Raw genomic sequence first — 15687 nt, forward strand, 5'->3', positions numbered from 1 at the left:
TGCATGTTAGAGCTTTTTCGAGCCTATATGTGATTTAATGAAGGCTGTTTTTGTATACATTATTGCTCTCCGATTGTAGTTGATCGCCGCTTTGCGCCATTAGGAGTCTCCACCTGACCGCTTCATGGAAGTTTCCTTGCTCCTGCGTTTACAAGTAAATTATTTCGATGTGAGCTTCCTCCTCGCATGCCTAAGCGAGAAGCTTCTCATGTGGTAGGCACGCACCTTACGTTTCAATCAACTTGCATAGGAAGAAAAAACGAAAACATCCAAAGCAACAATCTTTTAGAAAAGAGCCTTAATGGAATAGAAAAACCGCCGAATTTCCGGCGGTTTATTTTTGTCTTATTTTATATTGAAGCGTCTGTCTAGGAACTTGCAATATTCTTGCAGCTTGCTGAATGTTACCCGAGGTTTGTTTTAGAGCCATTTGTATGATCTGCTTTTCATATTCTCCTAAAGCTTTCCTCAATGGAGGTATTGTTGAGGGATGGGGTATGTGATTTTCTGTTCTAATAATTTTTGTACCTTTTATATGCTTCGGCAATAAAGGTTCACCAATCGTTGTGTTGTTATCAGCAAAATTCATACAATGCTCGACGGCATGTTTCAGCTCTCGAATGTTTCCCGGCCAGCTATATTCATTAAGTAATTGTTCTGCTTCCTGTGTTAATCCCAGCACATTCTTTTTAAAAGCAGTGTTTAATTCTTGTAAAAAATAATTTGATAAATAGGAAATATCTTTGTGCCTTTCACGCAACGGCGGAAGTTCTATATAAACGACATTTAATCTAAAATACAAATCCTGTCTTAAAAGACCTTTTGATAAACATTGTTCAGGAGTTTCATTCAGAGCGGATATTATTCTTACATTTACTTTTCTTAAACTTGTACTTCCTATACGCTGAACCACACCCTCTTGGATAACGCGAAGAAGCTTTGCTTGCAGTTCTACAGGCATTGAATTAATTTCATCTAAAAATAATGTTCCTCCGTCAGCCAGTTCAAAAACCCCGGGCCTGTCAACTGCACCTGTAAAACTTCCCTTTTTCGTGCCAAACAATATCCCCTCAAGTAAAGGCCCTGGAATCGCCGCACAGTTTTGCACGACAAATGGTTTATTTGCCCTTGGTGATTCATTATGAATAGCTTGTACAAACATTTCTTTTCCTGTCCCGGTTTCACCATAAATCATTATGGGAGAACTTGTTCGAGATGCTTTTCGGCATTGTTCCTTAATATCGTTAAGTAAAGGGTCTAAGCTTAAAATGTTATCAAAATGATAGGTAGCAAAGGTTTGTTTATTGGTTTTATTTGTTGATGTTTTCATTTTTGCTTGCAAATCGAGGAGCTGATCTGAAAGCTGTTTTACTTTGGAAATATCTTTTGCAACCTCTACGGCACCAATTAATTCACCATCTAGCCAAAGAGGAAGAGTTGAATTTACCGTATCGATTTGTTTTCCTTTTCGATTCGTATAAGCTTGATGCTGATTATATATTGGAGTACCTGTCTGTATAACTTTCAATAAAGTACTCGTTTCTTTTGTAAGAGAAGGAAAGGCATCTAAAACATGGTAATTATGCACTTCTTCTAAAGTTAAACCGTCTAAAGAGGCAGCTACCGAATTGTAGAAAATAGTCATTCCATTTGCATCTACTACATGAATGCCTTCATCAATTGTTTTTAAAATCGCATTTAATGTTTCAGCTGTTTCCATTGATCCAGAAATCATGAAACAACACCGCCCTTTTATGCCGATTATTTGTCAGCGTGTGCCGAATTTTAGGCACTCATATACTTTCGGATAAATTCTTAACCCAAATATTCATATCTTCATATTTATCGAAAATTTTGCAGTTGTTAGCCAGTCGACCTTTATAAACGTACCCTTTTTGATGGAATACTGCATTCATGCCAAAAGAAAGGGCTCTCGCTATTGAATAGGAACAATATATTTTTCTTTTGAAGAGTTCTTGTTCCAAGTGATCGATCAAATGTTTCATAAGGCCAAATTTTCTATGTTCCGTGAGCGTTGCACAATCAGTGATTTCAGCATTATGATAAAAAGTATTAACATCAGCTGATGCAGCACTTACGATTCTTTTTTGATGAGTTACCACACAGAACAATGTTCCGGATTTGATCATTTTGAGGACATATTCCGGGTCGTCCATTGGTGTTGGATATACCTCAAATACTTGACTATATAAATCTGCCAGATCTTTTGCGTCTTGTTCATCTGCCATCCGCAATGTATATTCTTTTGGCATAGGATTAGATATTGAAGTTGGGGAAAGCTTTAATACGTCTCTTATAATTTTGTCTTCTTCTATCCAATAGCTGCTGTTTCTTCTTTCGTTATTAAAATACTTGGACATAGAAACTGCAGACGCACCGTTAAAGTAACCCGTAAACTCCCCTTCATAAATAAAACCTAACTCAAGCCATTCGGGAAGATCATCGTGGCGGGATTTAATTATTATTTTTTGAAATTTATTTTGGAAAACGATCTCATCGAGCCATTTGGATAATAAACTTACATTTCCGCGGTAGTCATCAATTCGGATCCGCTCGTTATAATAATCAAAACAAACTTCGGCTGTAAAATTCGGCTGTTGAATTTTTTCGTTTTTATAAAAAGTGGTATACACTTGTCAGCCCTCCTGTCTCTTTTACATAAATTCCATAAATTACGGATAAATTCCTGCACAAAAAAACCACCCGTATAAGGTGGCTAATAAGCTTGTCATTACAATGCTCTATGTGGCAGCTTCCATTTATATTTAAGTGACAGCATTCTAAAGATAACGAGGCAAATAAATAAAATCATATATTCAATTGTTCCGTTCACGATATTTAAACCTACAATTAATCCGCCTAAAAGAGCCCAAACCGCATAAATTTCTTCTCGCAGCACTACGGGCTTTCTGCCAGCTAGAATATCACGAATGATTCCCCCGCCTATTCCGGTTAAAATTGCAGCAACGATAATTGCGCTCATAGGATGACCCATACTTGAAGCCGCTATCGCCCCTTGAATAGCGAAAGCTGAAAGACCGATTGCATCAAAGAAATGCAAACTCCTTTTTGAGAATCGAATTAAGTTTTCCGGCATAAAAAAGACAATACCCATAGCAACTAGGGCTGATTTAAGTAAAAGACCCTGTTCCCAAATCGTATCTACAGGTAGTCCTATTAATACATTTCGAATGATTCCTCCACCGAAAGCAGTAACCAATCCTAATATAAATACACCCAATATGTCATAATCTTCTTCCATAGCAACGAGCGCGCCTGAGATTGCAAATGCGATCGTGCCAATGATATTTAATAAATCCCAAGTCAAACTCGTACTTCCTCTCTGTATTCAATAACTCTCCGTATTGAATCTTATAAGGTTACGAGCCTGCTGGCAAGGATTATTTACAAAAATTCTTTAAAGATTGCAATGTACTTAATGGAACCGTACAGCTTCCTATATCTCCGTGAAAAACCTCACCGTTCCTAAAGCCGTGAAAATCACTGCCCGCAGTCTTTATTAAGGAATATTTATCTGCTAGTTTCTCATAATGTTGAACCTGTTCTATCATATGATCAGGGTGACAGCATTCGATACCTGCCAGTCCGTTTTTACTTAATAAAGGAATCAGCTCGTCAGCATCATAGATTCCAGGATGAGCTAACACTGGGACACCACTTGCATCCTGAATAATTTTTACCGCTTCTAAAGGTGAAATACGATCAGGTATTGCGTATGCGGCTTTCCCTTTTCCCAAGTATTTTTCAAATGCTTCAGGAAGTGAATTCACGAACCCCTTCTCCATTAAAATCTCAGCTATATGCCCCCTGCCTACGTTTCCTTCACCACATCTTTTTGCTTCTAGTTCTGACTCATCTATTTGAATACCCAGTTCATTTAACTTTTGTAAAATCATCTTATTTCGCTGGTCTCTTATTGAAGTCAGCTTTTTCAATGTCATAAGAAAATTCTTATCTTTATAATCAATATAATATCCTAGTACATGAATATCTTGTCCTTTATAAAGTGTACTGATCTCAATACCCGGTATGCATTCAAAATCATCATACTTATCTGCTTCTTCAAGTGCAGCTTCAACTCCGTGTATTGTATCGTGATCAGTGATTGCAATAGCTTTCAGGCCTTTCTCAACTGCCCGCTGAATGTTTTGTGCTGGTGAAAAAGTTCCATCAGAAGCAGTAGTATGGGTATGAAGATCTCCTTGTTTCATGGTTTTCACATCCATTTCTATTTTAAATACGGTACGTGAAATTATATTTTTTAGTCTGTTTCTATTTCATGCCCCTTATAACTGATCCAATCACTCCAGCTGCCTGCATATAATATTGGCAGCTTTAATCCTGCTTCACTCATTGCAAGTACATTTACACAAGCAGTTACACCAGAGCCGCAATAAACAACTGGCTTTTTGTTATCCAGGATTAGATCTTTGTATAAGTTCTTCATTTCATCTTTATCTTTCCACCAGCCAGGTTTTCTAAAATGAATCTCCCACGGGACATTTATCGCTGTTGGTATATGTCCTGCGACCGGATCGATCGGCTCGGAAATCCCTTTATAACGGTTAGGTTCTCTTGCGTCTATAAGCAACTTATCTTTTTGCTGAACAGCTTTAACCACTTCATCGCGTGTAATTAACATGTTGTCATTAATATCAAGTTTAATTTCTGATGACTTTTTATCAGGCACTTTACTTGAGACAGCGTACCCTTTTTCTTTATAGTGTGTGTAACCGCCCTGCATAACATAAACTTGTTTCAGTCCGGCATATTTCATAAGCCACCAGAATCTGGCTGCCATTGTACCAGACTGGTCGTCGTAAGCTACTATTATTTTTTCAGTGTCTACTCCACAACTGCTTAAAAATTGTGATAGTATGTTTACGGAAGGTAACGGATGACGGCCGCCATGAGTTGTAATGGTTCCAGATAAATGTTTATCTAAGTCAGCATAAAATGCTCCTTCGATATGATCTTTTTCGTACACCTTATAACCCATTTCCGGGTCAGCCAGTGAAAAACGGCAATCGAAAATAACAGTATTTTCATCCTCTATTTTACTGTCCACCCATTCGGGACTTACTAAGTTGGACATAAGATAACCTCCTTTTATGAAGTATTTTCGTTAATTTATCTTCATCTAGGGAAAACTGTAACTATTAGAACAGATAGAAAGAAGTGACTTGCAAAATGATACATAGTATTCCAAATGCTTCTATTGTAATCTTCGGAGCGACAGGTGACCTCGCTCACCGAAAACTCTTTCCTGCTCTTTATCAATTGTACCAAAAGGGTCATATGAAAGAGAACTTTTCTGTTGTAGGTGTATCCAGAAAAGAATATTCACACGAGCAATTTCAGCAAGAAGTGTACGAAGCTGTTAACGAACACACGCCAGGCACCGAGAGTGATAGGGTAAAGAAATTCGCTTCTCACTTTTATTATTTAAAAATGGATGTTACAAGTGAACCTAGCTATCATGAGCTTGAAGAACTGCTGAACGTTTTAGATAGAGATTATCAGACAAATGGCAACCGTTTATATTATTTAGCGATGGCGCCTAGTTTCTTTGGTACCATACCTACATTCCTAAAATCAGAAGGCATCACAAATACCGATGGCTGGCAGAGAATTGTCATTGAAAAACCATTCGGTCATGACCTCCCTTCTGCTACAAAACTGAATGAAGAAATTCAGCAAAGTTTTAATGAAGATGATATTTATCGTATTGATCACTACCTCGGAAAAGAGATGGTACAAAACATACAAGTGATCCGATTTGGAAATGCGATCTTTGAATCGATCTGGAACAATAAATATATTGATTCTGTACAGATTACTTCGAGTGAGACTTTAGGGGTTGAAGACAGAGCAGCTTATTATGAAAAATCAGGTGCTCTATTGGATATGGTACAGAACCATATGCTCCAGATGGTTATGATGGTAGCCATGGAACCGCCTGGTGAACTAAAACCAGAACATATCCGTGATGAAAAAGTAAAAGTTCTTCGCTCTTTGCGTTTCTTTAACGAAGAAGAAGTAAGAAAGAATGTTATTCGCGGCCAATATACAGATGGCAAAATTAAAGGTGAATCAGTTCCCGCCTACTTAAAGGAAGAAAATGTAGATCCGGAATCAAAAACTGAAACTTTTGTTGCTGCAAAACTGTTCATAGACAATTTCAGATGGACAGGCGTTCCGTTTTATATTCGTACAGGAAAACGTATGTCTGTTAAATCAACTGAGATTGTAATTCAGTTTAAACAAGGTCCTATGGCTCTCTATCATGCTAATACAGAAAAATATCAGCCAAACTTGTTAAGAATTCATATTCAGCCTGATGAAGGTGTCAGTCTCACACTGAATGCTAAACCAAAAGGAGACACATCAGATCTATTGCCGATCGATATGACTTATAACAATAAATCAGCTACTGACATGAACTCTCCTGAAGCGTATGAAAAGCTTCTTCACGATTGTTTATTAGGGAATTCCACATACTTTACACGCTGGGATGAAGTTGCGTTAAGCTGGGAGTTTATTGACCGCATAACAAAAACTTGGAATGGCGCCGGTGCTCCACTAACGTATTACAATTCGGGCAGCATGGGGCCTATAGAAGCAGAACAATTATTAACCGCAGATGGTCATTCATGGTGGGAACCGACTAAAGTTAGAGAGGAATGTTAATCAAATGAAAATTTACGACGTTTCGTTACCAATTTTTGAAGGTATGCCTGTATATAAGAACAAACCTGAAAAACAGCCTTCTTTTGACACTTCACAAAACGGTCATGTTACCGAAACTAGAATCGCAATGGATGTTCATACAGGAACACATGTTGATGCTCCTCTTCACATGGTGCCTGGCGGTGATACGATTGAAACTTTGCCGTTAGAAAAATTAGTCCGAAAAGCAAAAGTAATTGATCTTACACATGCTGAAGATTCAATTAAAGCGGATGATCTCACCGGCAAAGATATACAAAAAGGTGATTTTGTACTTTTTAAAACGAAGAACTCTTGGGATACAGAATTTAACTTTGAGTTTATTTATGTAAATCAAGAAGCAGCAAAAAATCTTGCTGAAATCGGAGTATCAGGTGTAGGCATCGATGCTCTCGGAGTCGAGCGTGCTCAAGAAAATCATCCTACTCACAAACAATTGTTTCAAAATGATGTCATCATTATTGAAGGTCTGCAGTTAAAAGATGTTCCAGAGGGAGAATATCTGATGGTTGCTGCTCCATTAAAAATCAGGGGTCTAGATGCCTCCCCTGCACGTATTGTATTGATAGAAGAATAAGCAAAAAAACAGCGGCTGAGAGTCCGCTGTTTTTTAATTGCCTTTTTCGCGTATTACATCTGGTTGGTTTCTGCTCCTGCGTTTACGCATGCCTTACGAGAAGAATACTCATGTAGCTGCTCGGAATCAACTTATCAAAGAAACAAAAAGCTGTTTTCGCATACATTGTTGCTCTTGAATCTTACTCTACTGCCGGCTCTAATTTCTTTGCAGGCTTTACTTCTTTACTGCCTTCATCTCCCCCGCCTTTTTCCTTTTCAGGTTTTATAGCAAAAAAGGCGGCTATTGCAGCAAGAATACTTACGCCTGCAGATGTATAGAAAACGATTTCGTGTGATGATTTCATTAATACTGCATAGATTGGAGGACCTAAAGCCACTCCCACAAATCGCATAGAGCTATAAATAGAGGTTATTGTTCCTCTCGCTTCCTTCTCGATTCCCTCTGTAATCAAAGCGTCTAAACAGGGCAATGCTGCTCCAATACCAATTCCGGCAATGAATAATGCCCCTAATAAAAAATACACGTTTTCAAAAAAAGTAATCAAGAAGGCAGATCCTCCGAGGAGAACCATGGATATGAACGTACACCATTTCATAACTATTTTGTTTTGTTTTATCTTTTTTCCTGCTATATAGGAGCATATTGATAGCGCCAATAAAGGTACAGCTAATACTAAGCCTTTCATAACACCTTTGATTCCGTATTTTTCTTCCAAGATTGTCGACAGGTAAAATAAAATTCCAAAAAGTACAAACATAATAACTCCGCCGATAAAAAAAATAGCCATAAGCCATTTGCCTTCATTATGAAAAATTTGTTTAACATTTTTTAAAAACTCTTTAAATGGCTGCTTTTCTTGGTCTTTCTTTGGAACTTTAACTAAAAATAACACCAATAAAATAGAGAGAACACAGAATACGGGAATGAGCCAAAAAGGCAAAAACCAAATAATTGTGGCTAAAAAAGCCCCCAGAATCGGGCTTAAAACTTTTCCTATCGTATTAGACGTTTCAATCAAGCCTAAACCAGAGCTTACTTCTTCCTCGTCTTTAAACATATCTCCAACTAGAGGCATAACAACTGGTGCAGCACCAGAAGAACCTACCCCCTGAAGGAACCTTCCTACAAGGATAAGCATAAATGCATTATCAGCTTGCCAGGCCGCCCATCCGGAGATTAATCCACCAATCCCCGCGATAAAAAGACTCGGGATAATTACTTTTTTACGTCCATATCGATCTGAAAGGTAACCCGCGATAGGTATTAAAAGAATGGCAACAATTGAATAAACTGTGATGATCATCGAGACCTGAAATGATGAAATCTTTAATTCCTTTCCGATCTCAGGCAAAACAGGTATAAGCATCGAATTTCCCAGCGTCATTACGAGTGGAATTGATGCGAGTGCAAGCAGATCCCATTTTTTCTTTGCTTCCATAATATCCTCCACAACCGTACTATTACCTCTTTAGTATTGTAAAAAGTGCTGAAACCATACAAGAAAATCCACCCATTGACTGCAGAAACAAATTAAAGCTACACTTATTGCAAAGTAAATTTTGAAAAAATACACAGAAACCGCATGTGGAAGACGAAAGGAAGTTATGATTAATGGAACATTTGTTAAACAGCCGCGCCAGATCCATTCAAATATCAGGTATACGCAAGTTTTTTAATGAGGTGGCGAAATACCCAGATGCAATATCCCTCACTCTTGGTCAGCCTGATTTTCCTACTCCACTGCATGTAAAGGAGGCAGCGATAAAAGCTATACATAATAATCAAACCGTATATTCACATAACGCTGGTTATGAAGAAGTAAGAAAAGCTGCCGTTTCATTTGTTTATGAAAAATATGATCTAAACTATAACCATCAAAATGAAGTTATTGTTACTGCGGGAGCAAGTGAAGCAATCGACATTTCTTTGAGAGCCATTTTGTCTGAAGGTGATGAAGTGTTATTGCCTGCACCAGTTTATCCAGGATATGAGCCCGTAATTACACTTTGCGGAGCGAAAGCTATATATATCGATACTACAGAAACAGGTTTTAAAGTAACACCAGATCTTATTAAAGAAGCTATTACCCCTAAAACTAAAGCCATTATTCTTCCGTTTCCATCCAATCCAACTGGGGTAACTCTTGAAGATAATGAACTTGACGAACTGGCTGCTTACTTATGTAACCAAAATCTCTTTGTCATTTCTGATGAAATATACAGTGAACTTAGATATAACGGTAAACATCGGTCTATAGCATCTTATAATGGGATGCGAGATAAGACCTTTGTTATTAATGGTCTTTCAAAATCGCATAGCATGACTGGCTGGAGAATCGGTCTTTTATTTGCCCCTTCTGAAATTCTTCAGCATGTTTTAAAGGTTCATCAGTACAATGTTACATGTGCATCAACGATTTCCCAGGCTGCTGCTATAGAAGCGCTGACTAACGGCAAAGATGATGCAGCTCCAATGAGAAATGAATATAAAAAACGATTGGAATACTGTTCTGGTCGTTTGGAGCAGATGGGACTTGCTTTTGAAAAACCTAATGGCGCCTTTTACCTTTTCATTCCTGTTAAGCAATTTGGTTTAAGTTCATATCAATTTGCTTTAAATCTCCTAAAAAAAGAACGTATAGCTGTCGTACCGGGCGATGCCTTTTCTTCCCTTGGAGAGGGTTATATCAGAATCTCTTACGCAGCATCTTTAGAGCAACTGGAAAAAGGTATGAACGGTCTAGAAAATTTTATAAAAACTATTTCTTAAACTGCCCTAAATTGGGCAGTTTTTTCGAATAGTTTACATAACCATATTACGGTTAAATTTAGGTTCGTGTATAAGAACTCAAATTAGAAAAACACTACAAATACTTTAATAAAAGGATGACGTTTCCGTGAATTTAAAAGCATTATTAAGCCACTTGCACATTACGGCCCAAACAGATCAAGATCCGATAATCACCGGTATTACTTCTCATTCAAAAAAAGTGAAGCCGGGTTATTTGTTCTTTGCTATTTCAGGTGTGCAGGCGGACGGACATCATTACATACAAGAAGCATTTGAGAATGGTGCTGCAGCTGTAGTTGGTGAATATCGTGAAACATCAGCCTCTGGACTCTACTTTTACGCAAAAGATACGAAGCGTCTGTTAAGTATTGCTGCTTCTTATTTTTATGATGAACCATACAAAAAGCATAAGATGACAGGCATTACTGGAACGAATGGGAAAACCACGACTTCTTTTCTATTGCAGCACATCCTCATATCACATAATATTTCAACTGCATTGTTCGGCACTGTTCATCACTTTATTAATTCTAAAATTTTCAAAAGTTCTCACACAACCCCTGACCCAGTTACGTTGCAGAAAATGTTGAGTGAAAGTAATGACGAGGCAGTTGTAATGGAAGTAAGTTCCCATGGCCTTGAACAAAATAGGATCGAAGGAATCACATATGATCAGGCCATCTTCTTGAACCTAACTCATGATCACCTGGACTATCACGGTACGATGGAATCTTATTATCTGTGCAAAGCAAAACTTTTTTCATATATAAAACCAAAAGGTACAGCTATTATTTGCAGTGAAGGAAGCTATGGAAAACGTTTAATTCAGGAATTGTCTTCAAAGAATACATTACAGGTTTGGACGTATGGAAAAAGAAAAACTGACAACTTTTATATTGAAGATGTAGGGAAAAATTATTTTAATCTTATTCATGAAACACTGCATGTCACAGTCCCTCTTCCTTTGCCTGGCGATTATAACGCGCTAAATACTACTGCCGCTATCGCTGCTGCACTTGATTACGGTGTACCTATAAAGGATTCCATCAACTATCTTAAGAACTTCCAAGGCATCCCTGGCAGGTTTGAGGAATTTACTCTTTTTAATGGAACTGAAGTGATCATCGATTACGCACATACTCCTGACGGGGTCTCACAAGTATTAGAAGCAGCCAGAAAAAAAGCGGGCAGTCGCCCGTTCTATCATGTTTTTGGATTTAGAGGAAATCGAGATGTGACGAAAAGATCGGAAATGATAAGCATCTCTTTAGAATATAGCGATCAAACCGTCTTAACTGTTGATGATTTAGATGGAGTAACAAGTGACCAGCTTATTCAAGAAACACAAGAAGCTATACCTGCTGGCCCCCACACTCCCGCAGTTATTTCTGACAGAACAGAAGCTATATTTTATGCATTAAGTGAAGCCCCTCCAAAAAGTGTCGTCATTATAACGGGAAAAGGACCTGAGAGCTACAAAGAAAAATATCAATACCCTTCAGATTCCGATTTATCTACAGTTAAACTTTTTCAATCATTGAATAAAGCAGCATTATAAAACGAAAAAACAGCACATGCTCAGGCGGCAGTGCTGTTTTTTTATGGATATTTTCGTATTCATTGTTGCGATTAGAAGCTATTGATTTCCGCTCCAGGAGGCTCGCTTTCCACGAGGCGTACGTTGAGCCCACTAGGCTATTCAAGCATGCCGGGGTCTCATAAGGAAGTATCTGTGCTCCTGCGTCTGCCAGTAAATCCTGACGACGTTGGCTTCCTCGTCGCATGCCTTGCGAGAAGTGCCTCAGGTAGGTGGCACGCTATTCCCGCAGGAGTCTCGCCACCTTGCGCTACAATCAACTAGTCACAGACGCATACTCTAAAAAAATTTATCAAAAGCAACAAGCTTTTAAAAATTTGCCCTTTTTTAATGTGTTATTTTATTTAGATAATTTTTTAATTCAATGATCCTTGCTTCTAAATCTCCTGGTTTTTTTAATTCTTTAAAATAACTAGTGATTTGATCCAACAAATCTTCTTTTGAATGAATTTCTGCTTTCTCGATAACAGATGTGTAATGGTGTTCAAGTGCTTTTTCAGCATTTGCAAGCCATTGTTCCACCTCTTTCTCTATACGTTTTGCCAAATCATTCTTTAGATCGTTAGAACCGCCTTGTTCGAAGAATTGTTTTGCATTTTTAAAATAAGATATCCATTCTTTATTATCTCTTCCTGCGCTTTCATTGAATTTAGAAGAAATTGAAGGTGTAAAATACAAATCTGGATTCTCTGCAGGAGCTTTTAAGCTAACCTGATATTCCTCACCTTTTTCTATCGTTTTCTTTTCTTTATCATTAAGATTTTTTTGTATCCATTTATCTAAGCGCAGTGAACTGGCTCTGAATTCCTGGTGAAGATCGTGTGCTAACTTTGTATATAATTCTGAGATGCATGCATCAAGTTCCGCTTTAGAAGATCTGACAGCAGCTGGATGAATGGTCTCTTTATAAAAATCATGATAACGAATTAAAACCCTTTGTTTAACGTAGAATAAGAGCTCTTTCTGCTCCTGTTCAAATTGCTTCTTAGCTAAGAAATTATTATTCGTGCAATATTCCACCAACGAGTTTTCTCTTTGGTGAACAGCGTTTAAATATTCATCTTCTTGCTGCAGTCTTAGCTCTGTTTCAGACAGCAAATTGCGAATGACATTTCTGGCATGATTCTGAGAAGCTAGAGCACTATTAATCATCGCCTGTTCTAGATCATTCTCTACATAATGGAACAATCTTTCGTTAAATAAGTCAAAACCGCTCTCAGGATGCCCTGGCTGGGACAGTTCATTTTTACTGGAAACCGAAAACAATCTTGGATTACGGATCCCGAACGTCTGGAGGTTTCCTTTTACATGGTTAACGACATCCAATTTATCTTCATCGCTGTTTGCCAAATCAGAAGCGTTTATAGCGAAAAACATTTTATCGGAAGCAAATGTATCTTTAATCCTTCCTAACTGTATTAAAAACTCCCTGTCTGCATATGAGAACGCATGATTAAAGTAAGTCAGATAGATTATAATATCTGCTTGTTTCATATATTCAAACGCGACTTCTGTATGACGTGAATGAATGGAGTTTGCTCCAGGTGTATCAACGAGAACAAGACCTTTTTCAGTTAGCGGACAGCTGTAATAAATGGTTATTTTTTTAACAAAACAAGCATTCGATTCAACAGCGGCAAAGTTTCTGATTTCGGACATACCAGCTTTAATGTGTGTTCCTAACTGTCCCTTAGAACCTGGATACCCTTCCAAAAAGGCTCCTACATGCTTATTATCTTTAAATTCTTCTTTAGAAGTATCTAGTAAAATATTTAAATCACTGTAATTCGTTTTTAGAAGCATGTTGATTTCATTTAGAACTTCCTGCTCCGATTTCATTTCAATCGTTACAGTACCATGGTCATTCTCTTCATCTGGTTTTCGGATTTCATTAATGGCAGCTGTTGTCGGATTTGGTGATGAAGGAAGGATCGCTTCTCCAAATAAGGCATTGGCGAAAGAAGATTTCCCCGCCGAAAATGCACCGAATAATACAGTTGAAAAGGAACGCTTCTTTAGCCTGTCAGCAAGCTGATTCATCTCATCTGCTATGTTTGAAAACCCGGATAACGGCTTAAGCACGGCAGCTGTACTATATAGATTTTCTGTTTCATCTTGCAGTGTGCTTGACTTTTCTTTTTCTTTCTTTTGTACTTCAGAAGAATCTTGTTCAGCGTTCAGCGATTTGTTTTCAGCTTTTTCACCAAATTTGCTCTTAAACTCTACAACGGATATCTCATTGTATTGTGATTTGAATTTTAGTTCATATTCTTTTACTGCAAAAATAAATGGTTCTTCAGCCGTAACCGCATTTAATAATTCTTTCTTTATTTCAGCCCAAATAACAACTTCTTCTTTTTCCTTTTCAAGAGCTGCAATTTCTTTATTAATCTTTTCTGATTGTTCTTGATATTCCGCAAAAACCTTATCATTCTCATCTTTTATGAGAGATACAGCAAAAGAAATAAAATCACTCATCTGCTGCCGGGCTTTCTTTTTTACTTCCCCAGCAATGCTATCACAATAATTTATCAGACCTTGTCCCTGTGAAGATAATCCTGATTGGACATAGGAATATAATGTTTCATCTGTAAGTTTTACAGTTTCCCATTGAGGAAAATCAGTTTGAAACTCTTTCTGCAAGCTATTTAAATAATTTTGCGCATGCCAGTTTATATGAGCATCTACCGATTCTTGCAGTTTTTCTTGAAAAGTATTTTTTCTTCGAGTTCGTTCTTGCTCTGTTTTTTGTTTTGAAAAAAGCAAACCTACCTTAAAATCTTTTTTTGCAGCTTCAATAAACAGTCCTGCTTTTTCCCTAGTTTCATATGGCATTAATTGAGCAGACTCTATTATTTTCACAAACTGATCACGAATGGTTTCTTCTTTCTTCTTTTTATTTTGCTCAATGTCATTTATTAAAGATTGCTGCTTTTTCTTTTCGTTATACAAAAGTACCAGCTTTTCTTCGATAGCCTCTAAATTAAGTTTGTTTTTTTCATTTTGATCAACAAACTCCGTTACAAAATAACGAAGTTGGCGGTTGGTTTCCTCTAGAAGCAATTGGTCTTTATTTAACTCAATTTTTTTAATATAAGCTACTAAAGCCGATAAATCGTTAAAAGGAATTTCCGGAGACCTGACACTTGTAAAAAAGATTTGCTCCTTACAGATTCCAAAAGCTTTAAAAGCGTCAAACACGTTCTCTTTAAATGAAATAAAAGAAAGCTCTTCTTCCTGATGTTTGTCGATTTGATTTATGATTAATCGAATAGATTTGTCCTTTTCATTCAACGATTTAATAAATTCAATATTTGTTTCAGAAAGGATGTGATTATAATCCATAACATAAAAAATAACATCCGCTAAATGTATGACGTTTTCAGTCGCTTTTTTATGAGCTGGATCTGTAGAATCAATTCCAGGGGTATCATAAAATGCAATGTTTGCAGCTGTATTTTCCTCTGATTCGTAAAAAAGCTCTATAGCATCTACGAGTTCTGCGTCCTTACATAAAGTTTTGATTTCTTCTACGTTATAAGGATGTTTGAACGTAACGACTTCTTTATTTTTTAGATGAACAACTGCCTTAGGTTCACCTTGTTTCATTTTTACGATATTTGCACTTGTTGGAATTGGACTCGCCGGTAAAATCCCTGTATTTGATAGGGCATTTATTAAACTTGATTTTCCGGCCGAGAAGTGACCGCAGAATGCAATAGCATACTCTTCTTCCGCAACTTTAAGAAACAATTCACTAATCTGTCCTGCTTTTTCAAATTCCTTTATTTCATCAAACTTTTCATATAATGCAATCAAACGCTGTTTTTCTGTATATAGCAATTCTTTTTTAGTTGATTTCATCGTATCCACCTGTCTTCGGTTCATGTATCACTTTCCACTTTACCATATATATGATAACGATTTCACCATTGTTTATCACATGAAT

General features: G+C 37.3%; 11 protein-coding genes. 4 read left to right on the forward strand and 7 right to left on the reverse strand.

What is annotated here, in order from left to right:
- Window positions 1-334: 334 nt before the first annotated feature.
- From UN64_RS15685 to UN64_RS15705, 5 genes are all read right to left on the reverse strand, one after another.
- Window positions 335-1735 carry a sigma-54 interaction domain-containing protein gene (locus UN64_RS15685; RefSeq protein ID WP_077364447.1) on the reverse strand — a complete coding sequence of 467 codons (1401 nt, stop codon included), beginning with the start codon at window positions 1733-1735 and terminating at the stop codon, window positions 335-337.
- A gap of 58 nt (window positions 1736-1793) precedes the next feature.
- On the reverse strand, window positions 1794-2654 hold the full coding sequence (ablB, locus tag UN64_RS15690; RefSeq protein WP_077364449.1) for a putative beta-lysine N-acetyltransferase: 861 nt from the start codon (window positions 2652-2654) through the stop codon (window positions 1794-1796).
- A gap of 98 nt (window positions 2655-2752) precedes the next feature.
- Complete coding sequence (locus UN64_RS15695; protein ID WP_077364451.1) at window positions 2753-3349, reverse strand: trimeric intracellular cation channel family protein; 597 nt, start codon at window positions 3347-3349, stop codon at window positions 2753-2755.
- A gap of 73 nt (window positions 3350-3422) precedes the next feature.
- Window positions 3423-4253: a PHP domain-containing protein gene (locus UN64_RS15700; protein WP_077364453.1), complete on the reverse strand. Its 831-nt coding sequence runs from the start codon at window positions 4251-4253 to the stop codon at window positions 3423-3425.
- A gap of 50 nt (window positions 4254-4303) precedes the next feature.
- A complete protein-coding gene (locus tag UN64_RS15705; protein ID WP_077364455.1) occupies window positions 4304-5137 on the reverse strand; it encodes a sulfurtransferase in 834 nt (277 codons plus the stop codon).
- 95 nt (window positions 5138-5232) lie between these two features.
- On the opposite strand from UN64_RS15705, the gene zwf reads away from it, so the two are divergent.
- Both zwf and UN64_RS15715 read left to right on the forward strand, forming a co-directional pair.
- On the forward strand, window positions 5233-6732 hold the full coding sequence (gene zwf / locus UN64_RS15710) for a glucose-6-phosphate dehydrogenase (RefSeq protein WP_077364457.1): 1500 nt from the start codon (window positions 5233-5235) through the stop codon (window positions 6730-6732).
- 4 nt (window positions 6733-6736) lie between these two features.
- On the forward strand, window positions 6737-7348 hold the full coding sequence (locus UN64_RS15715; protein ID WP_077364459.1) for a cyclase family protein: 612 nt from the start codon (window positions 6737-6739) through the stop codon (window positions 7346-7348).
- Between the two features lie 181 nt (window positions 7349-7529).
- On the opposite strand, the gene bcbE is transcribed toward UN64_RS15715, so the two are convergent.
- Entirely contained in the window at window positions 7530-8789 is a 1260-nt protein-coding gene (gene bcbE, locus UN64_RS15720; protein ID WP_077364461.1) for a bacillibactin exporter BcbE, read from the reverse strand.
- Between the two features lie 173 nt (window positions 8790-8962).
- Here bcbE and UN64_RS15725 point away from each other — a divergent pair, with 173 nt between their 5' ends.
- Both UN64_RS15725 and UN64_RS15730 read left to right on the forward strand, forming a co-directional pair.
- Window positions 8963-10120: an aminotransferase A gene (locus UN64_RS15725; RefSeq protein ID WP_077364463.1), complete on the forward strand. Its 1158-nt coding sequence runs from the start codon at window positions 8963-8965 to the stop codon at window positions 10118-10120.
- 127 nt (window positions 10121-10247) lie between these two features.
- Entirely contained in the window at window positions 10248-11699 is a 1452-nt protein-coding gene (locus UN64_RS15730) for a UDP-N-acetylmuramoyl-L-alanyl-D-glutamate--2,6-diaminopimelate ligase (RefSeq protein WP_077364465.1), read from the forward strand.
- Between the two features lie 366 nt (window positions 11700-12065).
- Here UN64_RS15730 and UN64_RS15735 read toward each other — a convergent pair whose 3' ends face one another.
- Window positions 12066-15602 (reverse strand): dynamin family protein, encoded by a 3537-nt coding sequence (locus UN64_RS15735; RefSeq protein WP_171978938.1) that lies wholly within the window; start codon window positions 15600-15602, stop codon window positions 12066-12068.
- Window positions 15603-15687: the final 85 nt, after the last annotated feature.

The organism is Fictibacillus arsenicus, assembly GCF_001999465.1.
GTDB classification, from domain to species: Bacteria; Bacillota; Bacilli; order Bacillales; family Fictibacillaceae; genus Fictibacillus; species Fictibacillus arsenicus.

Coding starts and splice junctions, on each gene's coding strand:
- UN64_RS15735 (WP_171978938.1), bottom strand. CDS start 15,602: ATGAAATCAACTAAAAAAGAATTGCTATATACAGAAAAACAGCGTTTG.
- zwf (WP_077364457.1), top strand. CDS start 5,233: ATGATACATAGTATTCCAAATGCTTCTATTGTAATCTTCGGAGCGACA.
- UN64_RS15705 (WP_077364455.1), bottom strand. CDS start 5,137: ATGTCCAACTTAGTAAGTCCCGAATGGGTGGACAGTAAAATAGAGGAT.
- UN64_RS15700 (WP_077364453.1), bottom strand. CDS start 4,253: ATGAAACAAGGAGATCTTCATACCCATACTACTGCTTCTGATGGAACT.
- UN64_RS15685 (WP_077364447.1), bottom strand. CDS start 1,735: ATGATTTCTGGATCAATGGAAACAGCTGAAACATTAAATGCGATTTTA.
- UN64_RS15715 (WP_077364459.1), top strand. CDS start 6,737: ATGAAAATTTACGACGTTTCGTTACCAATTTTTGAAGGTATGCCTGTA.
- bcbE (WP_077364461.1), bottom strand. CDS start 8,789: ATGGAAGCAAAGAAAAAATGGGATCTGCTTGCACTCGCATCAATTCCA.
- UN64_RS15725 (WP_077364463.1), top strand. CDS start 8,963: ATGGAACATTTGTTAAACAGCCGCGCCAGATCCATTCAAATATCAGGT.